Here is a 25316-nt window from a genome sequence, read left to right as displayed (position 1 = left end):
TACTATAAACGGGCAGATTGCAGTTAGTGTTTAGCTTTGAGCTAATTGCTAAGCGCTATTTGCCAGTTTCTACGGTCATTTCAGCAATTTTACTGCTTTGCGATCGCCTCCAGGAAGGCTAGCTTAGGATCTATATCTTAGGGTATAGCCACGAGTATTCGTTTTAACTTAAATCTCTCTTAAATTTAGTTGCAGGAGTTGCAATATGAATCGATTCGTAGCTAAAGACAGTACAGATCGTTTGTCAACATTTCAACGTATTCTGGCTGATAGAAAGGATATGTCATTAAAAATTGCTACTAAACAAGAGGAGGCGGACAAGGAAAAGAATAAACAAATTCTACAAACTGCTGCTAGCTATACAGTAGATAACATCGTGAAAGGTTTAGCCGAACTGCAACTAGAGTTTGGTGGAATCGTTATCGGACTATCAGAGAAATTATCTAAAGAAACTTCTAAGTTAGGCGAACTTAAGCGTGCTATTGAAGTAGAGACTCAGAATTTACAAGAATTACAACAAATTAGAGTTGTTGCCGATACTCTGTACATTTTAAATCAAGAGCATCAAGAAAAATTAAAATTAATTGAGCAAGGCGCAACAACTCAGCAGGAAAACTTAGAAAAAGAAATAACGCAAACGCGAAAAATTTGGCAGCAAGAGCAAGTAGAGTTTGAAACCAACCTACAAGTTCAGAATGAATTGTTAGTGAAAGAACGACAGCAAGAAGTAGAAGAGTATCAATATCGACTCACACAAACGCAAAAAACTAACGTCGATACTTACCAACTGAAAAAGCGTACGCTAGAAAGAGAAATACAAGAAGCAACGCAATCTAAAGAAAAAGATTGGGCAGAACGGGAAAAAGTTTTAACTGAACAACAGTCATTGCTACAAAAATATCAAAAGCAAATTGCTACTTTCCCTGCGGAATTAGAAGAATCAGTTAAAAAAGCAAGGGAAGAAGCGATTAAAGATGTCAACCAGGATGCAAAAGTTAAAGCCGATCTAATTGAGAAAGAATGGCAAGCAGCAAAGCAGAGTTACGAACTACAAGTGCAGTCTTTAGAGCAAGTGATTACTAAACAAATAGAGCAAATTGAAAACCTAACGGCGCAAATGCAAGCCGCACAGCAACAAGCTCAAGAATTAGCATTGAGAGCCTTTCAAAATGGAGCGAGAGGTTAGGGTAAGAATGAAGAGATAAGGGAGACAAGTCACAAGTCAGGAACCCTCTTTCTTCCCCTGCTCGTGCGCTCCCTGTTCGCTGATAACTAACAACTGAAAAGGAGATTATTTATGGTAGCAAGAAAACCAAGTGAAAAGAGTACGAAAGCTGAGAGCTTAGCGGCTTATGAGGAGATGTCGAAAGAAAAAACCGTTCTGAAATCTCAACTCGATAAATTAGCTAAGGAAACTTCAATAGTTCAAGAAAGACTAACATCCGAGCCAAAACTAGCTATGAATCAATCTACGACCGTGCAACAAAAAATGAATTTTATTATTGATAACTTAGGGAAAATTCAGCTAGGAGTTGGTAGCGCTGTCAGCGAATTATCGGAGCAACTTACTACAGAAGCTTCCAAATTACAAGAGATTCGTCGTAATGTGGCAACTGAGACAGAACAATTACAAATTCTACACAGTCTAAAAAAGATTGATGACACAACTTTAGATAGCTCGATCGAGAGCTATGAAGACAATTCAAAAACTTTTAGCGAGGAGTTTAGTCAGAGACGAGAAACTTTAGAGCAGGAAGTAGAAACAAAAGTTAAAGCATGGAACAAAGAGCAAGAAGAATATAAAGTCAAGATCAAAGAACGAAATGAAACTCAAGCAAAAACTCGTCAAAGAGAGACTGCGGAGTATAAATACAATTTAGAATTACAGCGTAAATTAGCGCTAGAAGAATACGAACAAACTCAAAAACATATTTATCGAGAATTAGAGGAGTTTCAGCAAATTCAAGAAAAACAATGGACGGAAAGAGAAAAAGCGATCGCGGAACGCGAAAAGCAGTTTGCAGAAGCAAAAACTAAGGTGGAAATTTTTCCTAAAGAAAAAGAAGCAGCACTGAAAAAGGCAACAGAAGAAGGAAAAGGCATCGCTCACTATCAGGCAAAGATTAAATCGGATTTATATGCTAAAGAAGTCGAAGGACAAAAGCGATTTTACGAACAGCGTGTCCAATCTTTAGAACAACTTATTCAAAATCAAGAAGCGCGGATTCAAAGCCTTGCTAAACAATTAGAGGCAACTTCTAAACAAGTACAAGACTTAGCTGTGAAAGCTATTGAAGGGGCAGCGAATGTAAATTCTTATCAAGCGGTTAAAGAAATTGCTTTGGAGCAAGCTAAGAACGCCCAGAAGAACAAGTAAGTGCATCCTTCTACAGCTCAAGTTGATTGCTCAAGTGTAAGCAACAAGCTATCATTTTAGTGAGATAAATGCGATCGGCTACAGGTAGTCGGACATACTAGCCTAGCCTGCATGGAAGTAGAAACAACAGATGCAAGATCGACAATCTAGAGAAATTGAGGATATCTACGAAAGCTTAATGGCGCTCAGCAATCAAGCTTTAAGGAGCAATCATTATGAAGCTGCTTACCATATGCTAACAGCCGCCATGCACTATGCAAGCGATCTAGGCGACGAACAGTATCTTGCAAGAGTGGAGCAGGAGGCGAAAGCGCAACGCGACTGGATTGACTCCCATACGCCAGAACACCGAATGTCCACGCAGTCGGTCAACAAGCATCATGGGAAGAACTTATATGACATGTTGGCACGACAGGCAACAGCACAGATTGCGATCGCCAAACAAAGGAATCGACTCAATAACAATCGGCATTTTCTCAGCCAGGAAGTGCAGTTAGGAAAATTTTCTCAAGAAAAGAGTTAAATAGAATACTTGGAATCGCTGTTCTTGAACTCGATTCGGTTTCCAGCAGCTGATTCTAAGCGGTACTGCCAAATCCAGCAAACTACCAAATTGCTCCATGTCATTTAATTAAGAAACCATTAAATATTGACATTTAACGGTAAATCAAAGGACTGAAATCATATTTGGTGTAAACAGCATTACAAATCTCTACAATCTGAATCGGTAAGCTGTTGAGAACCCTCCGATTGCTCAACAACCGCCAGAAGATGGCGGTTTTTTATTTGTGACTGAGCGATCGCTTAGAGAGACATTACATGTAACATCTCTACACTGAAGATCGGCGACGGCGACAGCGTTCGGAACAATATTTCACATCATCCCAACAGTCTACCCATTTTTTCCGCCAGGTGAAGGGGCGTTGACACACTGGACAAATTTTTGTTGGTAGGTCAGATTTAGATCGAGTGCGTGCCATATACAGTTGTTGAGAGAGTAACTAAATTTTACGGAATTGTGAATGAGCCTACTTCCCCCTCATATAGTAAAAATGGGCTTGCAGCCCCCGGCTACCCCTTGGCAGCGGTAAGAATCGTGCTGGTGGAACCAGCAGGTTCGCTGAATGTGGGAGCGATCGCCCGCGTGATGAAAAATATGGGTTTGCAGCAGTTGGTGTTAGTCAATCCCCAGTGCGATCCGCTGTCGCTAGAAGCCCAACAAATGGCAGTTCATGCCTTCGATATCTTGCAAGCAGCCCAAGTTGTAGAAACGCTACCAGCAGCCTTGCAGGGGTGTACTAGGGCGATCGCTACGACTGCTCGTCCTCGCACCTTAGACATTCAATTAGAGCAGCCTCAAGATGCTTTACCTTGGTTAATTTCAACCTCAGAACAAGCAACAGCCTTGATCTTTGGTCCCGAGTCGCGAGGATTGAGTAATGAGGAAATGTACTACGCTCAGCGCTTTATCCGCATTCCCTCCAACCCTACCTATCCTTCATTGAATCTAGCTCAGGCAGTGGCGATCTGCTGTTACGAACTGGCGAAATATAGCCAATTGGGAGTTGACGTTGAAAAGAGTGCGATCGCAGTTGACTACGCCTCTGTAGAAGCATTAGAAGGGTTTTACCAACAACTCGAAGCCTTACTACTCAAAATTGGCTATCTTTACCCCCATACTGCTACTAGCCGCATGGAAAAATTTCGTCAACTATTTAACCGCACTCAGTTAGAAAATACTGAAGTAGCAATGTTGCGGGGGATATTAACTCAGATGGAGTGGGCTATGAAGAAGTCGGAATTCGGAAGCGATCGGTGATTAGCGTTTGAGTTGCTCCCTCAGCTCTCTTTTCTGACTTGCGACCTGTGACTGGCGGCTTCTCTTTTACCTTTTTTGAGGCGTGAAATGTACCTAGCCGGAGATTTGTTCAGCTTGTCTCTGTATTTTTCCAATTTATTGCTTTTATAGGCTATATTTCATCTGAAGATTTATCGCCATTACAAATTGGTTGAGATAAACTTTGACCCAATACTACTTGCTTTTACAACTCAGGCAAGCAGTGGTAGGTTATTGTTCAAGTCCAGTTCGCCCTTGTTGTCTTCTGTAAGTCAATGGTATTAGAAAGCGGGTCGTCAAATTCAGGTAAGCGGTCAAACGCTGGGCATAAAAAAGGTCTAAGTAGTTCGCAACAGCGCGAACAGGCTAAGATGCACAATCCGCGTGGGCGTTTCTCACCACAAGAGAGTCGTCTACTCCCTTCAGAACCTAGAAACAGTGACAGGAAAAACCGCAGCCAGACAGTGGCTTCCTCTGGGGCTAATGGTAGCAGAAGAGTCACGGGAGAGACACTGCCAACACCAACCAGAAAACAGAGTAAGCAAAGGCAACACCCGCAGCGCCAGAATAAATTGATTGTATACGCCTTGCGGTTGTTAATTCTGGGAATTGGCATCAGCGCGATCGCGGGTACGGTGCTATCGGCTTTAGATCCCACCACGCGCATCACCTCTGAAGAAATACCAATTACGGCAATAGAAGTTATGCCGCAGCTACAAGCCAGAGAAACTGTTGCCCATGCTGCACCACTCCAGCCAACTAAAGAAATTACGGCACTGAAAACGCTGATGCAACAGTTGGCAACGAACAACACTAAATTGTTTCCTGGGATGTTTTTTATCGATCCCGAGACAGGAGCTTATCTAGATTGGAATGGAGATACAACTTTTGCAGCTGCAAGTACGATCAAATTTCCAATTTTGGTTGCTTTTTTTCAAGATGTAGACGCGGGAAAGATTCGATTAGACGAGAAGTTAACTTTAAAAAAAGAATTAGTTGGTGGTGGTTCGGGAGGCTTTCAATACAAGCCGTTGGGTAGTCAGTTTACTGCTTTGGAAACGGCAACTCAGATGATTATTGTTAGCGATAACACGGCAACTAATTTACTGATAGAGCGTTTGGGTGGCATCGCAGCTTTGAATCAGCGGTTCAGAAACTGGGGTTTGAGCGTAACAGAATTGCGGAACTTGCTACCAGATTTGGCAGGAACAAATACGACCAGCCCTAAAGAGTTGGCTCAATTAATGGTAGCAGTGCAAAAAGGAGATCTAATTTCTGTCAAATCGCACGATCGCCTACTCAATATCATGCGCCGCACGCATACAGCTACGCTATTACCAAAAGGGTTGGGACCAGGGGCAACAATTGCTCACAAAACCGGAGATATTGGTTCAATGGTAGGGGATGTCGGTTTAGTCGATCTGCCCAGCGGGAAACGCTATATTGCTGTTGCTATGGTCAAGCGCCCCCACAATAACGCTCAGGCAAAAGAATTGATCCGGCAAGTCTCGCGTGCTGCTTACCAGGAATTTAGTAAGTAAGTCAGTGGTTGGTTGTTGCAGGTATATCTAGCATTCACCAAAATTGTTACAGCAGGCGATCGCTATTTTGAGAGAATGAAGGTCGTAAACTGCTGGCACAAGGCAAAAATTATCAACAGCGCGAATGTCATTCGCAAACGTTGTAAAGCATCTTTCCCAAGATTCGTGACTTTGGCAATCGATCTGCCCCCAAAACCCGCCCCGACAAATCCTTCCTGCCGATCCCTGTACGGGCGGGTTTAGCCCGAGATTCGTGACTTTGGCAATCGATCTGCCCCCAAAACCCGCCCCGACAAATCCTTCCTTCTGACTTCGCCATGACTATCACTATTTCTCTCAAGGCTGACAACTTCAGCAGCTTAGATGTATTGCCAGTTGCCAAAACGATCGAAAATATATCACAAGAAAGATCGGCGATCGCCACTTACGAGCAGCAACTTCGCTTCGAGATCGATTATCCTCGTCCCTCAGACGATCCACGGGAACTGTCCGAAATTCCCGAAGTACGGATGTGGTTTATTCGCCTTGACAGTCGCTATCCCTGGCTACCTTTTCTCTTAGATTGGAAGGCAGGCGAGCTGTCCCGCTACACTGCCATGCTGGTTCCCCATCAGTTCCATCGCCAAGAAGGAATTCAATTTAATCCCGAAGCCCTAGAAATTTTTCTCATGCAAAAAGTTTTCGTTCTGCATGACTGGTTGCAACAAATGGGTATTCCTAGCACCGCAAGGCTGAAATCTATGGGTCAAATGCTAGGCTATGACTTAGAAGATGATTTGTTTGGAATGTTATGAGCGTCATTCGTCATTTGTCAGGAGGCGAGAGGCAAAAGGCTAATGAATTGCGAATTGCTCCCCCAGCTCCGCGACTCTCTCTTTCCTCAGCTCAACCACTCCAAACCCGTTCTAAAACAGTTTGCGGTGCGATGTCTGAGAGTTTGCCTGTAGGAGATTTGATGGCGATAAAGCGATCGCTCGGTGGGATTAACTTCTTGGGATCTGTAGCTCCAAACAACGCAATCGTATAGGTTTGCACTGCTACTGCTAGATGCATGGGCGCACTGTCAGTACATAGCAATAAATTGGCAGCAGCAACAATCGCTGCTGTTTTGCCAATATCTGGGGGATTTGTCACCTTCAGATCGGGAAATGCTTCCTGTAGCGATCGCACCAACTGCTCGTCCTCTGCTGTTTGCACTAGGATTGCAATTGGTAGATCTGGCTGACGCTGTTGCAAATTTTGAATCACTTGCCGCCAACTTTGGGCGTGGTAGGTTTGGATGCTGGTTTTCGCAGCCGCAAGTTGGCTAGAGCCGCCGTGAATTAATATGTAACCGCTATCTTTGATTCCCAGTCGTTGCTGCTCTTTGTCTGCCCATTCTAGGTCTGATTTAGGGACGTTAATCGTTAAATCGGGACAGGGGGTGGAAATTCCTAATCCTTTGAGCAGATCGTGATACATTGCCGCGACGTACTGCTCGGTTTTTAGGGGGACGGAGTTCGTCAGAAACAGATTTCCTCCCCCCTGATAGCTGACTCGCACTGCAACGCCACTCAACCAGAGCGCCATACCTACAAAAGGGCGCTGTCCGGCACAAATTGCGATATCGTATTCGCGATCGCGGATATTACCGATGAGATCGACCCATTCTGTCAAACTGTTACGGTCTTTGAAGTCGAACTTTAGCACGTTGGACACGGACTTACAGATTCGGTACGCTCCCAAAGAGCGAGGCTCTGCCACCACATCGATTTCAGCGTCGGGATAATTTCGCTTCAGATCGTCCAGGGTGGGAAAGAATAGAATTTGGTCGCCAATCCCGCCAGGGACTAGGGCTACTATTCGCATATTTACTGTTCTACGCTTACTCGCTCTTATTTTAGGGGAACATATACTTATGCGAAACGATAAAAATGTACATTTTTTCAGTTATCAGTTATCAGTTGTCAGTTATCAGTGAAGAATGGGGTGTAGGGTGTGGGCGTGGGGTGTAGGGAAATTCTGAATTTTGGATTTCTCCTCTGCTTCCTTGTCTCCCCCCTCTCCCTTGTCTCCCCCCTCTAGAAAACCGTGTATTTATTAATTCCAGCCGCCGGAATGGGACGAAGAATGGGTAGCGATCGCAATAAGCTGCTGTTGACGCTGCGATCGCAACCTCTAATTGCTTGGACGCTACGCGCAGCCGAAGCATCTCGTGAAATTAGTTGGATCGGCATTATTTCCCAACCTGCCGATTGGATAGATTTGAAGGAGATTCTGGAGGGTTTATGCTTAACTAAACCCGTGGAATTCATTCAAGGGGGGACTACCCGCCAAGAGTCTGTTTACAATGGCTTACAGGCTTTGCCAGTGGATGCTAAACAAGTTCTCATTCATGACGGCGCGAGATGTCTCGCTACACCAGAATTATTCGATCGTTGTGCGGTGGCAATTCAAAATTCAAAATTCAAAATTCAAAGTTCAAAATTCCCCGACTCCCACTCTCCCACTCCCGACTCCCCAATCCAAGGCTTAATTGCCGCAATCCCCGTGAAAGACACGATTAAAGTCGTGGATGATGCTGGATTCATTCAAGATACACCAGACCGCAGCCAGCTTTGGGCGGCGCAAACTCCACAGGCTTTTGACGTGCAATTATTGAAGCAGTGTCACGCAAAAGGTCTGGAGCAAGGCTGGGAAGTTACGGACGATGCAGCTTTGTTTGAAAAGTGTGGCTTACCCGTACAAATTGTTGAGGGCGAAGAGACAAATTTAAAATTGACTACACCAATGGATGTGGCGATCGCAGAGTTTATATTACAGCAAAGACTTGGAAATAAGTCGTAAGTCGTAAGTCGTAAATCGTAAGTTGGAATGAACTGATAATTGAAACATGGCTCTTAATTCAGTCTCTAGACAAATCTTTGCTATGGGTGGCGGCGGATTTTCTATGGAACCTGAAACTCTTCTGCTGGATAGATATATTCTGGGACTATCAAAGAAGGAAAAACCAAAAGTTTGTTTTCTTCCAACTGCTAGCGGTGATTCTGATAAATATATCGTGCGGTTCTATTCCACTTACATTAATTTGCCCTGTCAGCCTTCTCATCTATCTTTATTCCTTCCACATACAGCCGATCTCAAATCTTTTATTCTCGACCAAGATATTATTTATGTAGGCGGCGGAAACACGAAAAGCTTAATTGCCCTTTGGCGAGAGTGGGGACTAGATAAAATTCTTCAAGCAGCTTGGGAAAATGGCGTTATCCTTACTGGTTTAAGTGCGGGTTCTATTTGTTGGTTTGAACAGGGAGTAACTGATTCTATGCCTGGGCAATTGACTGTTTTACAATGTCTTGGCTTACTCAAAGGTAGCAACTGTCCTCATTATGACGGCGAACCGGAAAGAAGACCAGCTTACCATCGGTTATTATCTCAAGGATTAATTAACCCTGGATATGCTGCTGATGATGGTGTTGGCTTACACTTTGTTGATAACAAACTAGAAAATATTGTTAGTTCTCGCCCTTTCGCAAAGGCGTATCAATTAGCAAAATTAGATGGAACAGTTACAGAAACAGTTTTAGAACCAATCTATTTAGGCAAGGATACCTGACTTACAAAACTGTTAAATATGTATCCTTTCCCTCAACAGGTAAAACTCGCAATCTTTGATTTTGTAAATCTGGTTCTAAGCCCAAGTCTTCTAAAGGCAACAAACCTAATAGAGGATCTGCACCAGAGGGTAATTCCCTACAATTGTACGTACCTTCTCTGCCTTCAACAGTGAGGTTAATTTCTCTAAAAATACGCAGTTTTTGCACTCCCGTGGCAATTTTTACGTCTACTTCTCCCTGAAGCACTAAACCCAAATCGTTGATAATATTTGCTGGTAGGCAGAGTCTAGTTGCGCCCGTATCGACCAAAACATCTTTTAACGTTACCGAACGGACTTGTTCGAGGGGAATAAATCCTCTTTCAGCTAAGATTTGATCGCTCCGATTAGTGACGGTAATTGTAGTTGTAACTTTGCCCATTCTGTCACTAGTAGCGGTTGCTGCCATATTCACCTCTCTGAGAATACGCGATCGCTACACTTTAGTAGATTTTGCGACTAACCCCAATTGCAACCCCGATGGATAGCTACCTTCTTCCTTAATCCGCTTGATTTCCACTTCGGAAATCCGTAGGTTAAGTTTAGGTGCGATCGCTTTGATAATATCGCCTCGGTCTATCGTTCCTGCTATAGCTCCAGCTGGAGAAAGTACGGTTAGACGGGGTAGTTGCTGGCTTTCCATCTGGTTGATGACTTCGACTAAAGATGTCGATTCCTCAACATGGGGGATTTCAGTGAGGGGATGAACGATGCTGTGCAGAGTTTGCGTTTCCCACTGACTGCGTTCGACAAGGCGCAAATCGTCAATCGATACCATCCCCCGATAACGCCCATCGGATGCAGCAAAATAGGTTTGTGGTGCGGATGTTTCGAGCAGATAAAGGTCGGCAAAAGCGCGCAAGGTCATATCGGCATCTACGACGCGAAAATCGCGGGACATAGCATCGGTAGCCTGCAGTTGCAGCAAGGCTTCTTGTAATTTCGTGATGCGCTCGTATGCACTAGCATGGCGAATACCAAACCATCCCAGCAGCACCAACCACAGACCGCTGACCAATTCACCGGTAAAGAATTCTATTGCCGCACCAGTCGCGATCGCCGACCAACCCAAGAATTGTCCGGTTCTCGCCGCCCAACGCACGGCTTGAAAACGGTTGCCCGTGACTTTCCATACTGCTGCTTTTAATACCTGTCCTCCATCTAAAGGTAAGCCAGGAATTAAATTAAACAGTGCCAAAATTAAATTCACTCTGGCTAAGTCTGTCACCATGACATTAGCCAAACTCGATGCAGGCAAAACCAAGCTGACAAGAGTAAGAATACCAAACAAACCAATACTCACTAAAGGTCCGGCGATCGCCACTTGTAATGCTTCGCCTGGAGTTTTCGATTCTTCTTCAATCGAAGCAATTCCGCCAAAAAGGAACAGAGTAATAGAATTAACCTTAATCCCTTGCGATCGCGCCACCAAACTATGACCGAGTTCATGCAGCAAGACCGAACCAAATAACAGCAGTGCGATCGTTAAACCCGCACTTCCAGCTAAGATATTTCCCCAAGGTGAATAACTCAACCCAAAATTGAGGGCAACAAAAGTTAAAATAACAAACCATAGGGGGTCTAAAAACAGTGGAATGCCCCATAAAGCTCCAATTCGCCAACCTGTTTGCATGGGATTTTCCTAAACCAAATTTCTATCCATTTGAACTCTAGGTTATGGCTTAAATAAGATTCGATTACCGGATTGCGATGCATCTAAACAATTACAAATCTTACTAGCCCCTATATTTTCTAGGATAAAAGATTTGGCGATCGCACTAGGTTTAATTGAATTCGCGCTAACCGTACAAGCAAACAGCGATCGCTATACAAAACTACAAGCCGTAAAGGTTTATTTTGCGCCTTTGTGCAGACGACATCACAAACTTTATTCTCACTATGGCAGTTCTATTCAGCCACAAGCCAGTAGGAACGCAGAGTTTTGCACTCCTACAGAACCTGCGTGCCGTATCTCATTGAATACGGTTATACTGCTTCTCGTTACGGATAACCGTATCAGTTGAGTTACTTGAGAATACCCAAATTATTCAACCCTAGCACTGCCGGAATCGCAATCAAATGCCCTGCACTCATAGCAGCAAGGAAGGAACCAATACTGGGATTATTAAAAATTCCGGCAAATGGTCCCAAGGGAAACTTAGTTCCCACATGGGGATAGCGGATCGTGCGAGGAATAATAAACAGACAAATCAAACAAGTACCTATAATCACCGCCGATCCCGTCCAACTCCACTTGAGTGTATCGGGAACAGTTGGTTGGACTTCGGCTAGTGTTAGTAAGAGTGATTCCAACAAAGCTTTAACTCCTAAAATCAACAGCTCTTGGCTACACTCCATCAAAGTGACTTTGCGAAGAAATGTTATCTATCTTAGGGGTTAATGTCGGTTGTCAGGGAGCAGCGAGTAGAAGGGAAAAGAGCTGCTCTTGAGCTAGGGGAAGCGGGGGGAGCAATTCCAGCCACTAGCCACTCACTCAACTCCCGATTCCCGAATTCCTACAAAAATTTAGCTCAGCCAACCGAGGTTAGACAGTCCGAGGACGATTCCTGCTCCGACGACGTGACCAAATGCCATTGATGCAACAAATGTACCAATGCTGGGACTGCCCAATACTGGTAAGTTTACGGGTAACTTAGCGCCGACTTGAGGATATTTGATACTGCGGCTAGCGATTAGCAGGATTAGTAAGGAGCTAGCACTGATAATCAGTGCTACTTGCGGACTCCAGCTGATAGTGTTGGGAACTGTTGGTTGTGTTGCAGCTAGTAAAATTGTATTAATCAAGGTTTTTTCTCCTACATCGAACTATGGAGCGCAATTTTAGGATTATCAAAATTGCTTTGCCAGGAGATAGTATTTGTTTTAATAGTTAACATTAGCTTTATTTTTCTAAACAAATTTGGCTTGTATGCGAATCAAAATTTGCGGCATTACGAAACCGGAACAGGGAAAAGCGATCGCCTCTCTTGGCGCAACTGCTCTAGGGTTTATCTGCGTTCCCAACACGCCTCGCTATGTCAACCCCACTCAAATTCGAGCCGCGATCGCGCAGCTACCAGCTACGGTAGACCGGATCGGTGTTTTTGCCAACACCACCCTAAAAGATATTAGCCAAATCGTTGCAGCCACCAAATTGACAGGGGTACAGTTACACGGAGACGAATCACCCGCCTTTTGCCATCAGTTAAGATCTTTGCTGCCCGATGTAGAGATTGTCAAAGCATTAAGAGTCAAAAATACAGAAGCACTAGAGCAAGCAGCCAATTACATCACGTATGTAGATGCTCTCCTACTCGATGCTTACCATCCTCAACAGTTAGGTGGTACGGGAAAAACGCTAGATTGGAATGCCTTACAACAATTTCAACCCAGTTGTCCTTGGTTTCTCTCTGCCGGACTCACACCAGATAATATTCTGGCTGCTTTAACTCAACTTCGTCCTCATGGGATCGACTTATCCAGTGGAGTAGAACGTTCCCCAGGAGATAAAGATTTAGATAAGGTTGCCCGACTGTTCGAGCAACTGCGCTTAGCGAGCGCTAATTGACTACCATTTAGATTTTGCCCTCAGCTGTTATTAGTTAATAGCTGATGAGAAAATGATGGGAGTGTTAATAGTCGATCGTTGATAGTTCGGTTCTCCAGTTGACAATTAGCTACTGACAATTAACGTCTTTCACCCCTAACCCTTTCCTACCCCTAGCTCATCTTCATGTCTTGGAACGAACTACTACAACCCGATTTAATCCTAGAAGGATCTGTGCTGAATCTGACACCAGAAATGATTCAGCAATACCACCTCAAAGGCTTAGTGTTAGATGTGGATGAAACCTTAGTACCAATCAAAGCGACAACAGCGTCAGCTGCTCTACAAACGTGGGTTGCACAAACAAGACAATTTGTCAAGCTATGGTTAGTTAGTAATAACCTCAGCGATACTCGCATTGGTGGTATAGCAAGATCTTTGGATCTGCCCTACATTCTCGGCGCTGTCAAACCCTCTCGACGAAAGCTAAGGCTAGCGGTAGAGGCAATGAATTTGCCAGCGGAACAGGTAGCAATGGTAGGTGATCGCCTTTTTACTGATGTCATCGCTGGCAATCGCTTAGGTATGTTCACCATTTTGGTCGAACCGTATGTCGATCCCGGTGAAGCCGTCCGTGCTTATCCCATCCGTAGCTTGGAAGTTCTAGTTTCTCAAGCTCTTGGAGCCTCCCTCATCCCCAAGCAAACAAAAATTAACAAAAGTCAGTAACTCGTTAAAAAACCAAACATTAAGAAATAATTAAATAGAAAAGAGCTGAGCAAAATGTCTGAGATTATACTAAGAGTTAATAAGGGGTCGCGCCTATAAAGACCCCAGCCATAAATCATCAGTCATAATCCCATGAAGCGCCAGCCTTCTTCTTTAGAAGGACTGGTGCTTTATGATTGTTTAGTTGTTAGGGAGCAGGGAACAGTGACCAGTGACCAGTGACCAGTTAATTTTGACTTGCGACTTGTCTTGCTCCCGATCGCTCTCTTCTCCCCTAAGTCCCTTAAAGATGTTGCAAACTCAAACAATTGTTGTCAAAATTGGCACTTCTAGTCTGACGCAATCGCAGACAGGTTTACTAGCTCTTTCCACGATCGCGACTTTAGTAGAAACTCTATCTCATCTCCGTCGTCAGGGGCATCGGGTGATTTTAGTTTCTTCTGGAGCTGTAGGGGTCGGTTGCGCTCGTTTGGGGCTGAGAGAGCGTCCCCGCACGATGGCAATGAAACAGGCAGTAGCGGCTGTCGGACAGGGACGGTTGATGCGCGTATACGACGATTTTTTTACAACTCTGCAACAGCCTATCGCTCAAGTGCTGCTGACCCGTAGCGATGTTGGAGAACGTAGTCGCTATGTCAATGCATACAACACGTTTCAAGCCTTGTTAGAAATTGGCGTGATTCCAATTGTGAATGAGAATGACACGGTAGCAGTTCAAGAACTAAAATTTGGCGACAACGATACTCTCTCTGCCTTAGTTGCCAGTTTGGTTGAGGCAGATTGGCTATTTTTACTGACAGATGTAGACCGTCTCTATTCTGCCGATCCGCGATCGTTTCCCGATGCTCAGCCAATTGCGTTGGTAACGCACATGGAACAACTAGCCCAATTGCAGGTACAAGTAGGTTCTCCCGGTTCCCAATGGGGAACGGGTGGCATGGTAACAAAGATTGCCGCAGCGCGGATTGCTACTGCGGCAGGTGTCCGTACAGTCATTACTGAAGGGCGGTTCCCACATAATATTGAAAAAATTATCCAGGGAGAGCCTTTAGGAACTCAGTTCGCGCCCCAACTCCAACCGAGTAACGCTCGTAAACGCTGGATTGCTTATGGTTTGATTCCTACGGGCAAGCTTTACTTAGATGATGGTGCGGTCAAGGCGATTTGCCAGCAAGGAAAATCTTTACTAGCGGCTGGTATTACTACCATCGAAGGCGAATTTGACAGTCAAGATACAGTTCAAATTTGCGATCGCTTTGGCAAAGAAGTTGCGAGAGGCATTGTCAACTATAGCAGCAGCGAACTGCAAAACATTCGCGGACGACACTCAAAAGAAATTGCCACAATTTTAGGCTATGCTGGTGCGGCAAACGTAATTCACCGCGATAATCTAGTTTTGATTTAATCTGAGGAATTGAAAAAGGCACAAGGAATTTGTTTTCTACCTAAAACGAATTTGCTCCATGCCAAAACACGAACTCAACTCAAAAACTCTTGTTTTGACTTTTAACTTTTGACTTTCTTGGCAGGAATACTAACTAAAAGATGTATGCCTTTCATAGACGAACTAATATATGTCATTAGTCCATAGATAAAAGTGACGATTCCTAGCATTTCCATGCCTTCTTCTACAGTAGTCAGAGCGTAATACATTGGGCGATCGCCATACAAGGACTTATAGTATCCGTTGAACATTTCTACCAATAAGGCTCCTCCAACGTAAATGCCTCCAGATAACAAAAATAGATACTTGATCTTAGGAGGAAGAGAATTCATGAATCGCAGAAATGCTAGAAAGCAGATAATCGTAAGAATGCTACCAGGTATTGTCCAGGCAAAATAGAAAAAACCGCTCGGATTGAATTTATCCCTAACAATCCAACCGATTCTTTCGTGAATTCCAATTGCCTCATCTATATACAAATAGAAAAAAATAATTGCTAGTGCTGTCCAGTGAGTAGCGTAGGGTTCTCGATCGATTTTTTTACTATATGCGATCGCCCCTAACAGAAAAGCACAAAATAGCAAGAGCGACCACGAAAAGAATGCAGGGATGGTTTGTTCGCCATCTATATTAAATAGAGAGACTAAAGTATCCTGTAATGGATAGCCAGGTACAAGGTAAGTACTAACTTGAACTAAAACACAGACAAAAATTACGCTCAATACCGAAACGAGCAGAAATCGAACGATCTTTTGAGGGGAAAGATAGATATTCGGACTAGTAGTAAATCGATTGTTCGGTTGGAATAACGTTTCGTCCAGGAATTTCTGCTCGCCTATCTCGCGCTCTGGTAATACAATTTTTTTCATCACATATTCAATAGTTTCCTGTTTTACCCAACCTCGGGCTGATAAAATTTCTCCTATACATTTTTCTTTCTGGTGTTGCTCTTCCAGCGCAGTTTCTAATTGAGCTGCGGTGATAATTCCAGCTTCAACTAAATACTGTCCCAAAGGCTTTGCCAACGATGGTTTTAGCTCTAAATCTCTAGTCATTGATTCTTCCCCACGTCCAGGTCAATGTCTAAGGCAAAAGACTGCTAGCTCTGCCTAATGTCATCATTTATTAAAAATCTATTTTTAATTAATTTATAGTTAAAAGATGATTAACCAAAAGTAAAGTCAATGAACGACAAATTTATAGTTTTTAAGAAACTATACCTAGAAAAGGCAAGAAATAATTCATTATTAGTTTTAAGACTTGAATGCGATCGCCGCCAGACCCGTAAGTAGTACAAATAAACTGTTTTAATCGTAATTAGACAACAATACAGCATGAAGAAAGCCCAACTTTATAATTCGCTAAGTTGAGCTAGATAATCGTTTTCAAGTAAATTATTCGATGCCTTGGTGTAGCAAACAACTAAGCACTGCGACGTTTTTCTCAGATGTCACAATATTTATACGTAAGCCTGTCCCTTTCATGTAGTAACTTATATAGTGGAGTAACGAGTAAATAAATACTGCTACGCCTAACATTTCTAAGCTTTCTTCGATTGTAACAATAACAGCATAAATAATATTGTTCCGATCGGTAATTAGACTAGAATAGTACCTCCAATCATCTCCATTCCTAACGTACCGCCAACGTATAAGCTACCAGCTAAGAGAAATAAGCGGCGAGTTTGGGTAGGAAGATGACCGAGAAACCGTGTAAAAATAAGTAAGCAAACGAAGGTAAAAGCAGCGCCAGGAATAACCCAGGCAAAGTAAAAACCACTTGTATTTAATTTTGAGTGTATCGGCTCAATTAATTTTTCATGTAAGCTGGCAAACTCGTCAATAGCTAAAAATAGAAATATTACTGATAAAGTCATCCAATAATTAATATATGCTCTCGAATGGCTCTCTTGGCATTAGCAATAAATCCTAAGATAAGAGAGCAAAACAGTAAGGTTAAAACAGAATACATTGTCGGAATATTAGACTCATGATCTCACAAAAATAAACCTGACAAAATAGTTTTTGAAGGATATTCTGGTAGATAATAAAGTCCAAATTGTACGCTCAAGCTAGCAATAGCAAGTATACAGATCGCTCCTAACAAAAATTTTAATGCGTGCTGTGGTGTTAGTTCAAATAATAGGGTTTGCGGCAAATCTTCCCACACTGGACTGCGTTTTATCACGTCAAATTCTCCAGCTTATTTTTTCTTCTTTTGATAGAGAAATACTAGTTGTTACGCAATGAGGTTTCATAATTTAGTTATGAAAGCCGCATGATTAAATATTTTAAAAGGTTAAGTTTAATTTAACGTAAGATTATGTAAAAGTTATTTAAAATTTAAGTAAAATAAGTATAAAGATATACAACAGAATCTTGCCCAACCTCTGCGCCATAGTAGGCGTTTGGCGATTGGTAGAGAGCTGCATCAGTTGTTCTGTTGGCGGTTAGCGTTCGGTTCTAAAAAATTGAATTTCTGCTCGTAGTGTATCTGTTGTCGCCATTAGCTCAGTTTGGGCGATCGCAGTTTGCTCTTTAGTAGCCATCCATTTGAGTTTGACAGTTTCGTTTGCTGCCTCCTCATCGCCCAAAATTAGACAAGCCACCGTGTCGCTTTTATCAGCACGGGCGAATTGTTTTTTAAAGGCACTCCCGCTGAGGTCTAATTCGACGCTAAACCCTGCTTGGCGTAATTTCTGTGCTAATATCAGTGCTTGCGCCTCAGCGCGATCGCCCCGTGAAATTACGTAGAAATCTAATTCCGAAACTGGGGGCGTTTGGAGTTGTTGTAATAAAATAATCAGTCGTTCTAGACCAATTGCCCATCCTACCGCAGGTGTATCGGGACCACCTAACTCAGCGACTAAACCATCGTAACGCCCGCCACCACACACTGTTGCTTGCGCGCCTAAGTCATCGGAAATCACTTCAAAAGCTGTGTGGGTGTAGTAGTCTAATCCTCTGACTAACCTGGGATTGAGTTGGTATTTAATGCCTAAATCGCTCAGTAATTGCTGTACCCGCTCGAAGTGTTGCTGCGACTCAGAGCCGAGGTAATCTAAGATACTAGGAGCGTTTTGAGCGATCTCTTTAGTGCGAGCGTCTTTACTATCTAGAATTCGTAAGGGGTTGCGGGTCAAGCGATCTTGGGAATCTAGATCTAATTCGCCTTTATAGGGCGTGAAATAGTCTACCAGTGCTTGACGATAATTTTGCCGATCTGCTTTATTCCCCACTGAATTAAGATCGAGATGCAGGTTTTTCAGCCCTAGATTTTGTAAAATCTCTGTAGCGATCGCAATAACTTCTGCATCTGCTCTCGGATCGGCACTACCGATAACCTCTACGCCTAATTGGTGAAATTGCCGCTGTCTTCCAGCTTGAGGGCGCTCGTAGCGAAACATCGGACCCGTATACCACAAACGCTGCACGCCGCCTTGAGCGTATAGTCCATGTTCGATTAAAGCGCGGACAACTCCAGCCGTACCTTCTGGACGCAGGGTAATCGAGCGATCGCCCCGATCCACAAAAGTATACATTTCTTTGCCCACCACATCCGTAGCTTCACCAATTCCCCGTTCAAACAACGTCGTTTGCTCGAAAATCGGCGTGCGAATTTCTCGGTAGGCGGCTTTGCTTAAAATATCTCGTGCCGTTGCTTCTACCCGTTGCCAAAAGACAACCTCATCGGGCAGAATGTCTCGCGTCCCGCGTAGTGCCTGAATTTCGCCCATAATTAAGGGGTAAGGGGTAAGGGGTAAGGGGTAAGGGATGAAGATAGAAGTCAGAAGTTAGAAGTCGCAAATCGGAAGTATTTCACCGAGCGCTATCCACTAACCATTCTTCACTACTCCCTGCTCCCTGCTCTCTGCTCCCTGCTTGAAAAGCTGTTGATAGTAAGCCAAAATCCGGTCTACTAATTCTCGACTTGCCGAGCTAGCCGTGGGAGCGTACTGAATCCACAATCCGCCCACTTGACTTTGATTGTAATCAAACTGTTGGTTTGTTGCCGGATACAAATCTGTTTCTACCCCTTCCACTTGACGTAGATGGGCAGCAACTTCCCTATAGACTGCTAAAGGCAAGCCAGGAAAACAGATTTCATATCTTAACTTACCATCCTGCTGTGTTTGCATCTTGACATTGAGCTATGAGAGACATGCCGCTATTTGCTTTTCAGCAATCGGTTAATCAATTCTTGGCGATACATTCTCGCCTTGCTGTTTGATTGTACCGCTGTTGTGGCGCTATTAGTTTGCGATCGAGTCAATATAGCTACTAAACGCTGCTTGGATTGTTGGGCTGATGGCAGTTTGGTAGAAGATTGCAATTGACTAATATTGTCACCTTCTACCCCTGGCAGCGAATCATTAGCAGGTTTTGCTGCTGGGATATTTGGGGTATTGTCCGGCTGTGGGGATGCTTTCTCGCTATTTACCCCAGTCTTTGGCTCTGTCGGCTGTGCTTCTTCTGGAAATGCTGTTGAAGGTTGAACGGTTGGCAAAAAGGTTTTTGTTTGTACTGCTGGCACTGACTCGCTCGACGATTGCGCGTTTGGGTCGTCAGTTGGTAACGGAGAGGTTCTCAACCGATTTTTCAGTTCTTCTGGAGATGGAGTTTCTGGTAACGGCTGATTTGGTGTAGAGTTATCCATCACTGGCGGAGATGGAGGTAATGCATTCTGTCCGCCTGCACTAGGAATAGCACCGCTAGATGGTAGTGATGGTACGGAAATAGAAGACGAGGTTTTCCCAGGTGAGCCTGGAGTTGTGCCAGTATTTGCTTGAGCTGGTTCCTGTCCGACTACTCTCGACACCTCTTGACCGAATTGTTCTAAAACTACCACTGGCTCGGAGCCTGGGTACATTTCAATTCTTTTCACGGTGACTTGTCCGTCAGCTAGCCGTTGCCCTTCGCTGACATAACGGCTGGTTGCCTCATTGGGCACTTGAACGATTGCTTGAAACTGATTGCCGACTTCAATGACACCTAAAACGGTCGTACCCCTAGCTAAATCTGGTGGTGGTGCGACTGGCATCGGGGGAGGTAATGGAGCTGGCTTTAGGACTGGTGTAGCAGGAATTGATGGCGGTTTCGGGGGTTTTGGTGCTGCTACTACTTTTGGCTGTGAATCGTACAGTTCGGCAAACGGGTCTGGACGACCTTTTTGGACTTGTTGAGTGCGCCGGTCTGAGTTGGTTGGCTGAATCAATCCAGCTGTTGGTGTAGCTATTGGCGGCGTTTTTTGGCTAGCTTTTGGATCTGGCTGCGGCGATTGGTCTGGTTTTTTCTCTAGTTTTTGGGCGTTATCTGGTTTTTGTGCCACGATGATAGGCTGACTCTGTGTCTGAGACGGTGCTGAGCTAGAATCAGAGGTTTGAGTGGCAGCCGTTGGTTGGACGTTGGTACTACTAGTTTCCTCACCTCCCGAACCACACCCGGCTATTGTCAAAGCTAGCATTCCTGCTACAGCGGTCGTTGAAAGTCGATGCATACCCCTTCCTTACCCTTTATTTATGATTTAGAGAGTGTGTTGAATGACACTAAACACGTCCTTATTGCTTGTCGCCGCAGATCCAACTCTAGATGGTACGAGTAATTACGAGTTTGAATAGTACGAGCGATCGCGACTTAGTTAGTTTCACCTCAATCTTAATGGCAGCAAATTCGAGCCAGGTTTTTAATTTTACTAAAAATTTTTCAGAATCATTCTCGGCGATCGCGAGACAATTTGCTGTCAGTACGTACCAGCTTATTACCAAGACTAATTATTCATCGTTGCCTGCCATCGATCTTTTCAAGGTAGCAAGTCCTTTTTTAACACAACGGGAAACAGTGACAACACTGATACCTAACCGTTCTGCCACTTCTTTTTGAGTTAAGTCATAGAAAAAAACAAATTTTAAGACTTCGTGAGTGCGCTGCTCTAACTCTACTAAAGCTTGTTGTAGGCGCAGTTGGTCTTCCTGAGCTAGTTGAAAGCTACGATATTGTTGATCGGGAACCATTTCACCAAGAGACATCGCTCCTTCTTCATCCTGCACCGGAGTATCCAAGCTTAAGGGGGAGCGATTTGTCCATGCTAGTTTAATCTCTTGCCATTCCGTAATAGGAATTTCCAGCTCGGCGGCGATTTCAGCATCCGTGGGCTGGCGATTGTGTTGCGTGCGCCACTCTTGAGAAAATGTCATTGCCTGTTGCTGAAGCGCAAGCCAGCGTCTTGGCATCCGCACTAATACCCCTTTATCGCGCAGATAATGTTGAATTTCACCCCGAATGTAGGGAATGGCAAATGAGCTGAAGGCATGACCTTTAGATAAGTCAAATCTTTCAATTGCCCTAATTAATCCCATACAACCGACTTGCAGTAAGTCTTCATAACTTTCCGTGCATTGATTGCTCCAAAAGTGGGCTTCTTTTCTCACCAATCCTAGATTCAGTGTCACCAGTTGATTGCGGATCGCTGCGGAGCGAGACTGTTGATACTCTCGTAGCAGTTGAGCGCTCTCGCGTTTAAGTTCGGGACTCATTAAAGTATAAGTAAGAACCATAATTTATTTATTGTTAAGCGATATTACGGAAGTTACTGCTGCAAGTTTTATGGCTCGGCATCGCATTTTGCCACAAATACTCAAGGGAGCAAAGTTGTAGAAAAGGCTAGAAAAAACTGGAATGACTCATAAATGGAGATTAAGGGAAAAATTGTTTGTGCGGTCGAAAAAAAGCTTAATTTTAGGTCGCTAGATAGATTACGAATAAGGGGTTGACAACAATCCAGGGTATTAACTTTTGCATAATCGCAGCTACCGAAATTCTACTGATCTTTGTTTAACGTAACTTTTGCTCTACTGATAACCTCCTAAAAAAAACTACATAAAGTCGCTAGCAATATATGCAAAAAAAGGGGCTGAATGCCCCTATACAGTTTTTAACCAGTTTTTAACATGCAGTTTTTATCGACACTTGTAAGTTACCGATAAGTTCAGTAACTGATAACGTACCTGCTTGTGCTTTTCATAGCCCTTCTCGCTCGATACAATACGCTTGTAGGGGCGCACAATAGCTGTACGCCCCTACAGGTCTTGCATCCGATTCAATTGGCTAACAATTTACGCTTGGCTAACAATTTATGCTTGTGGTTCGATCCGAGCGTAGAATAAACCGCGAACCTTTACATCTAAAGCTTCCTTCGCGCCCATATCCGTATCGGAAGGTTGGACGCTCTCGAAAGTACCAGCTACCTCTCCTGTGTTGTTGTCAACTTTGGCAACTTGGAGAGAAATTGACCCGTTTTCAATTCCAGCACTCTTGACATTGGCATATTTTTGCTTGTCTGCCGATGCAGGTAGAGCTACAGCATTGTCATACCCTGTGGTTACGCCTCGTCCTTTAGGGTCGAGGAAGTTAGCAGTACGGTAAGAGGGGACGTTAAATTTACCTTCAAAGTCAGTGGAAGTGTTAATACTGGTCAATCCAGGCTGAGTTTGTGCAACCAAGTCTTTGATTGTGAATAAGAAAGGTACTCTTTCACCACCTGGTAATTGTACGGTAATCGCTTGGAAATCAAGACCATCTTTTTCAACGAAAGTCAAGCTTTTGTCAGGATTGACTTTAAGATCGCCCTGTACCTGGTCGATGGTCGAAGTGTAGCGAGTCAACAGTTTTCCAGCAATATATTCTGCTTCTTGACGCTTATTAACTGGTTCTTCTTTGATAAAGAATGATGTTGGCTCTAAGCACAGCTCTACCATTCTGTACGATTGATCCGGATCGATCGCGATCGATCCGCGAGATGTTTCCGACAGTTGAGGACACTTATTAGCTAGACCAGTGCCTCTAATTTGCTCGTATGTGAGTAGTTCTCTGCTTGCTACTTCTGAGGGGTTGCTACAGGCAGTAAGAAATCCTAGACACAAAGCTAGGAAGGCAACAATTAGCGCGCGATACTTCATCGATCAACCTCAATTTTTAAGTCTGTATCTAACCAATAAAAATGCTAGTGAAGACAAGTGACAATCGGGCGAATATTAGCTTTCATTACCAAGAGTACATTTGTTTGTGCGGGCAACAAATGCGAACAATTGCTTATAATGCGTTTTTCGTCAGGTGATATCCCCACTCATTTCAAACACTTTTTCACTCTTGGGGTTTAGCTCATTGAATGATGATTCAACCTCGCTCCCATTACAGAATTTTACACGGGGATGTGACCTTTATGTAGGGGGTGAGGAGTGAGGAATGAGGGGTGAGGGAGACAAGGAAGCAGGGGAGAGGGGGGAGACAAGGGAGACAAGGGAGACAAGGAAGCAGGGGAGCAGAGGAAGCAGAGGAGAAATCCAAAATCCAGAATTTCCCTACACCCCACACCCCACACCCCACACCACGCACTACTTCGCTGATAACTGTTAACTGATAACTGTCTAGCCTTTTTGCCGTTGCTTGCGGATGGCGGCTTGAGCGGCGTTGTGTTCCGCTAGGGTGCGACTGAAAACATGCGAGCCGTCGTAACGGGCAACAAAGTAGAGATAGGGAGTTGATTCGGGATCGAGTGCAGCTTTAAGACTGGCTATGCCAGGGCTAGCGATGGGTGTAGGTGGTAGCCCTGGATTGCGATAGGTATTGTAGGGCGAAGGGGTATTAACTTGGGCGTAAGTAAGGGGCTGGTCTGCTGTTTGGCGCAGGTTGAGGGCATACTCTACTGTAGGATCGGAGCCTAGTGTATAACCTTTTTGCAATCGCTTAACAAATACGCCTGCAATTCGCGATCGCTCTTCGGGGATGACGGCTTCTTTTTCGACAATACTAGCTAATGTCACCCATTGCTTCAGGTCGAAATTAGTTCGATCTTTACCTTGTTCGTATAAAGGTAGGGCGACTTGCTCGAAGCGTTGCAGCATTTGGTTCACCACCTGAGTTGGCGTAACGGAACCACTACCAATCTTGTATGTGTCGGGGTATAAATAACCTTCAAGATGGGGAATATCAGCAGGTAGCCAGGAAAAGCGATCGCGCTTAATTTGACTGGCAGCATTGAGAAACTCGCTAGCAGGGAAATATCCCTGTTGTTCAAAGTAAGCCGCCATTTGCCGCAAAGACCAGCCTTCAGGAATCGTGAAGCTCTGCTGCACTACCTGACCGTGCCAGATCTTATTTGCCACTTCTTCTAAAGACTGACTGGGAGAGATTTGATATGTCCCTGCTTGAAATCCCCCATTGGGATTTCGCCAGTGCAGCCACCTTGCCCATAAATTCCATGCTTGACTAGAGCGAATTAGTCCTTCTGCCTCTAGCTGCTTGCCGATTTGCTGGCTAGGCGTGCCTGAAGGAACGCGAAACTGCACTTGCGTAGCATTTGCTGTCTCTAAAGGTTGAGACGGGGCGCTGGAGCGCTGCCACCAATTCCAGCTCGACCAAGCGCCTATTCCTATAGTTAAGGGGATTAAAGCCCAAATTATGCGCCACTTAAATAGTTTTTGCACGACTAAATGCTCATAGGTATCGACAACTACTATCTAAAGGCAGTAGTTTACGCTATTCTTCCATTTCATCAATCAGCTGCTCTGCTAGTAGCGGTTGTAGCTTTTGAAACTCTTCTGGAGACAGAAGCTCTGGATTGCCGGAGCTATTCAACCGCGCAAAGAATAACAAGGGATCGAGGGGCGTGTAAACCGAGTACTCTTGGTCTTCGTGGTAGAAACTAGCTAGCAGTTGCAGTTGCTCTGGTTCTATATCGCTGGTATCATCTTCAATTTCCAGCGTAAACAATTCTGATTCTTCCACTGGAGGTAATTCCCCTGCTACCGTTAAAGCGTAAGCTGTCCGCTTGAGAACTAGATTTTGCTCGGCGAGAACGGCTTCAGCAGTAGGAAAAATACTATTGATGGTTTCGTCATCTTCTACGGGAACTGCTTCTTCCTCGTCGCTATCATGACTTTGCCAAGCAAAAATTTCTACTGCTGCATCTGCGGGTAGGAGTAAGAGATATTCTTTGTCTTCGACCAACAGCGATCGCTCTACATAACATTCTAAGCTTCGCCCTGCTTCGTCTTTGAGCGTGACGGAACTCGAATTGGAATATTCGTTATTTTCTTCAAATGCCGATGAAAACATAGCCATAATAGCTGACGGAAAACTTTAGATTAGCTTAAAGCTGAGGACATGGGAAGAGTCATCAGTTGGTAATTGTTGGTAAAAAAGTGGTGCTT

31 protein-coding genes are annotated in these 25316 nt (G+C 44.1%); 13 read left to right on the top strand and 18 right to left on the bottom strand.

Going from position 1 to position 25316, the window contains the following annotated elements; translation table 11 throughout:
- Positions 1-205 precede the first annotated feature (205 nt).
- The 3 genes from N4J56_RS04920 to N4J56_RS04910 all read left to right on the top strand — a co-directional run bounded on the left by N4J56_RS04920 (position 206) and on the right by N4J56_RS04910 (position 2900).
- Positions 206-1186, top strand: a complete 981-nt coding sequence (locus N4J56_RS04920) for a hypothetical protein (protein WP_317105433.1) — start codon at positions 206-208, stop codon at positions 1184-1186.
- A 111-nt stretch (positions 1187-1297) separates the two neighbouring features.
- A complete protein-coding gene (locus N4J56_RS04915; protein WP_317105432.1) occupies positions 1298-2377 on the top strand; it encodes a hypothetical protein in 1080 nt (359 codons plus the stop codon).
- A 130-nt stretch (positions 2378-2507) separates the two neighbouring features.
- Complete coding sequence (locus N4J56_RS04910; RefSeq protein ID WP_317105431.1) at positions 2508-2900, top strand: hypothetical protein; 393 nt, start codon at positions 2508-2510, stop codon at positions 2898-2900.
- A gap of 307 nt (positions 2901-3207) precedes the next feature.
- On the opposite strand, the gene N4J56_RS04905 is transcribed toward N4J56_RS04910, so the two are convergent.
- Positions 3208-3357, bottom strand: coding sequence for a DUF2256 domain-containing protein (locus N4J56_RS04905; RefSeq protein WP_317105430.1), 150 nt, complete (start codon positions 3355-3357; stop codon positions 3208-3210).
- Positions 3358-3395: 38 nt separating this feature from the next.
- On the opposite strand from N4J56_RS04905, the gene N4J56_RS04900 reads away from it, so the two are divergent.
- Together N4J56_RS04900 and N4J56_RS04895 are read left to right on the top strand one after the other, a co-directional pair.
- Positions 3396-4196 carry an RNA methyltransferase gene (locus N4J56_RS04900; RefSeq protein ID WP_317105429.1) on the top strand — a complete coding sequence of 267 codons (801 nt, stop codon included), beginning with the start codon at positions 3396-3398 and terminating at the stop codon, positions 4194-4196.
- A 389-nt stretch (positions 4197-4585) separates the two neighbouring features.
- Complete coding sequence (locus N4J56_RS04895) at positions 4586-5755, top strand: serine hydrolase (RefSeq protein WP_317105428.1); 1170 nt, start codon at positions 4586-4588, stop codon at positions 5753-5755.
- Positions 5756-5882: 127 nt separating this feature from the next.
- Here the strand turns inward: N4J56_RS04895 and N4J56_RS04890 are convergent, their stop codons facing one another.
- Positions 5883-6074: a hypothetical protein gene (locus tag N4J56_RS04890; RefSeq protein WP_317105427.1), complete on the bottom strand. Its 192-nt coding sequence runs from the start codon at positions 6072-6074 to the stop codon at positions 5883-5885.
- On the opposite strand from N4J56_RS04890, the gene N4J56_RS04885 reads away from it, so the two are divergent.
- A complete protein-coding gene (locus N4J56_RS04885; RefSeq protein WP_317105426.1) occupies positions 6073-6549 on the top strand; it encodes a CRR6 family NdhI maturation factor in 477 nt (158 codons plus the stop codon). The genes N4J56_RS04890 and N4J56_RS04885 overlap by 2 nt on opposite strands.
- A gap of 91 nt (positions 6550-6640) precedes the next feature.
- Here N4J56_RS04885 and N4J56_RS04880 read toward each other — a convergent pair whose 3' ends face one another.
- Positions 6641-7603 (bottom strand): glycosyltransferase family 9 protein, encoded by a 963-nt coding sequence (locus N4J56_RS04880; protein ID WP_317105425.1) that lies wholly within the window; start codon positions 7601-7603, stop codon positions 6641-6643.
- 222 nt (positions 7604-7825) lie between these two features.
- Between N4J56_RS04880 and N4J56_RS04875 the strand changes: the two genes are divergently transcribed.
- Complete coding sequence (locus tag N4J56_RS04875) at positions 7826-8581, top strand: 2-C-methyl-D-erythritol 4-phosphate cytidylyltransferase (RefSeq protein WP_317105424.1); 756 nt, start codon at positions 7826-7828, stop codon at positions 8579-8581.
- A gap of 46 nt (positions 8582-8627) precedes the next feature.
- Positions 8628-9350, top strand: coding sequence for a peptidase E (locus tag N4J56_RS04870; protein WP_317105423.1), 723 nt, complete (start codon positions 8628-8630; stop codon positions 9348-9350).
- Between the two features lies 1 nt (position 9351).
- On the opposite strand, the gene N4J56_RS04865 is transcribed toward N4J56_RS04870, so the two are convergent.
- Both N4J56_RS04865 and N4J56_RS04860 read right to left on the bottom strand, forming a co-directional pair.
- A complete protein-coding gene (locus N4J56_RS04865; protein WP_317105422.1) occupies positions 9352-9798 on the bottom strand; it encodes a hypothetical protein in 447 nt (148 codons plus the stop codon).
- 27 nt (positions 9799-9825) lie between these two features.
- Positions 9826-11022, bottom strand: coding sequence for a site-2 protease family protein (locus tag N4J56_RS04860; RefSeq protein WP_317105421.1), 1197 nt, complete (start codon positions 11020-11022; stop codon positions 9826-9828).
- 133 nt (positions 11023-11155) lie between these two features.
- Here N4J56_RS04860 and N4J56_RS04855 point away from each other — a divergent pair, with 133 nt between their 5' ends.
- Positions 11156-11413, top strand: coding sequence for a hypothetical protein (locus N4J56_RS04855; protein ID WP_317105420.1), 258 nt, complete (start codon positions 11156-11158; stop codon positions 11411-11413).
- 1 nt (position 11414) lies between these two features.
- Here the strand turns inward: N4J56_RS04855 and psaK (N4J56_RS04850) are convergent, their stop codons facing one another.
- On the bottom strand, positions 11415-11747 hold the full coding sequence (gene psaK, locus N4J56_RS04850; protein WP_317105419.1) for a photosystem I reaction center subunit PsaK: 333 nt from the start codon (positions 11745-11747) through the stop codon (positions 11415-11417).
- A gap of 168 nt (positions 11748-11915) precedes the next feature.
- Complete coding sequence (gene psaK / locus N4J56_RS04845) at positions 11916-12194, bottom strand: photosystem I reaction center subunit PsaK (RefSeq protein ID WP_317105418.1); 279 nt, start codon at positions 12192-12194, stop codon at positions 11916-11918.
- A 124-nt stretch (positions 12195-12318) separates the two neighbouring features.
- Between psaK (N4J56_RS04845) and N4J56_RS04840 the strand changes: the two genes are divergently transcribed.
- From N4J56_RS04840 to proB, 3 genes are all read left to right on the top strand, one after another.
- Positions 12319-12957 (top strand): phosphoribosylanthranilate isomerase, encoded by a 639-nt coding sequence (locus tag N4J56_RS04840; protein ID WP_317105417.1) that lies wholly within the window; start codon positions 12319-12321, stop codon positions 12955-12957.
- A 165-nt stretch (positions 12958-13122) separates the two neighbouring features.
- Positions 13123-13665 carry a YqeG family HAD IIIA-type phosphatase gene (locus tag N4J56_RS04835; protein ID WP_317105416.1) on the top strand — a complete coding sequence of 181 codons (543 nt, stop codon included), beginning with the start codon at positions 13123-13125 and terminating at the stop codon, positions 13663-13665.
- A gap of 289 nt (positions 13666-13954) precedes the next feature.
- Entirely contained in the window at positions 13955-15070 is a 1116-nt protein-coding gene (gene proB, locus N4J56_RS04830) for a glutamate 5-kinase (protein ID WP_317110574.1), read from the top strand.
- Between the two features lie 101 nt (positions 15071-15171).
- Here the strand turns inward: proB and N4J56_RS04825 are convergent, their stop codons facing one another.
- The 9 genes from N4J56_RS04825 to N4J56_RS04785 form a co-directional block, all read right to left on the bottom strand.
- Entirely contained in the window at positions 15172-16164 is a 993-nt protein-coding gene (locus N4J56_RS04825) for a hypothetical protein (protein WP_317105415.1), read from the bottom strand.
- A gap of 542 nt (positions 16165-16706) precedes the next feature.
- Complete coding sequence (locus tag N4J56_RS04820) at positions 16707-16985, bottom strand: hypothetical protein (RefSeq protein WP_317105414.1); 279 nt, start codon at positions 16983-16985, stop codon at positions 16707-16709.
- 119 nt (positions 16986-17104) lie between these two features.
- Positions 17105-17296 (bottom strand): hypothetical protein, encoded by a 192-nt coding sequence (locus tag N4J56_RS04815; RefSeq protein ID WP_317105413.1) that lies wholly within the window; start codon positions 17294-17296, stop codon positions 17105-17107.
- A 262-nt stretch (positions 17297-17558) separates the two neighbouring features.
- On the bottom strand, positions 17559-18845 hold the full coding sequence (gene hisS / locus N4J56_RS04810) for a histidine--tRNA ligase (protein ID WP_317105412.1): 1287 nt from the start codon (positions 18843-18845) through the stop codon (positions 17559-17561).
- 99 nt (positions 18846-18944) lie between these two features.
- The gene (locus N4J56_RS04805; RefSeq protein ID WP_317105411.1) at positions 18945-19247 is read right to left on the bottom strand and encodes an acyltransferase; all 303 of its coding nucleotides are present in this window, start codon (positions 19245-19247) and stop codon (positions 18945-18947) included.
- A 29-nt stretch (positions 19248-19276) separates the two neighbouring features.
- Positions 19277-20605: a hypothetical protein gene (locus N4J56_RS04800; RefSeq protein ID WP_317105410.1), complete on the bottom strand. Its 1329-nt coding sequence runs from the start codon at positions 20603-20605 to the stop codon at positions 19277-19279.
- An 88-nt stretch (positions 20606-20693) separates the two neighbouring features.
- On the bottom strand, positions 20694-20873 hold the full coding sequence (locus N4J56_RS04795) for a hypothetical protein (RefSeq protein WP_317105409.1): 180 nt from the start codon (positions 20871-20873) through the stop codon (positions 20694-20696).
- Between the two features lie 6 nt (positions 20874-20879).
- Positions 20880-21662, bottom strand: a complete 783-nt coding sequence (locus N4J56_RS04790) for an RNA polymerase sigma factor SigF (protein ID WP_317105408.1) — start codon at positions 21660-21662, stop codon at positions 20880-20882.
- Between the two features lie 576 nt (positions 21663-22238).
- Positions 22239-23063, bottom strand: coding sequence for a photosystem II manganese-stabilizing polypeptide (locus N4J56_RS04785; protein ID WP_317105407.1), 825 nt, complete (start codon positions 23061-23063; stop codon positions 22239-22241).
- A 286-nt stretch (positions 23064-23349) separates the two neighbouring features.
- Here N4J56_RS04785 and N4J56_RS04780 point away from each other — a divergent pair, with 286 nt between their 5' ends.
- The gene (locus N4J56_RS04780; protein ID WP_317105406.1) at positions 23350-23520 is read left to right on the top strand and encodes a hypothetical protein; all 171 of its coding nucleotides are present in this window, start codon (positions 23350-23352) and stop codon (positions 23518-23520) included.
- An 11-nt stretch (positions 23521-23531) separates the two neighbouring features.
- On the opposite strand, the gene mltG is transcribed toward N4J56_RS04780, so the two are convergent.
- Complete coding sequence (gene mltG / locus N4J56_RS04775) at positions 23532-24590, bottom strand: endolytic transglycosylase MltG (protein WP_317105405.1); 1059 nt, start codon at positions 24588-24590, stop codon at positions 23532-23534.
- 52 nt (positions 24591-24642) lie between these two features.
- Entirely contained in the window at positions 24643-25221 is a 579-nt protein-coding gene (locus N4J56_RS04770) for a DUF3727 domain-containing protein (RefSeq protein WP_039715744.1), read from the bottom strand.
- Positions 25222-25316: the final 95 nt, after the last annotated feature.

It is taken from the genome of Chroococcidiopsis sp. SAG 2025 (genome assembly GCF_032860985.1).
Lineage (GTDB): Bacteria > Cyanobacteriota > Cyanobacteriia > Cyanobacteriales > Chroococcidiopsidaceae > Chroococcidiopsis.
The sequence above is the reverse complement of the archived record's forward strand: the minus strand, read 5'-3'. Positions and strand labels throughout refer to the sequence as shown.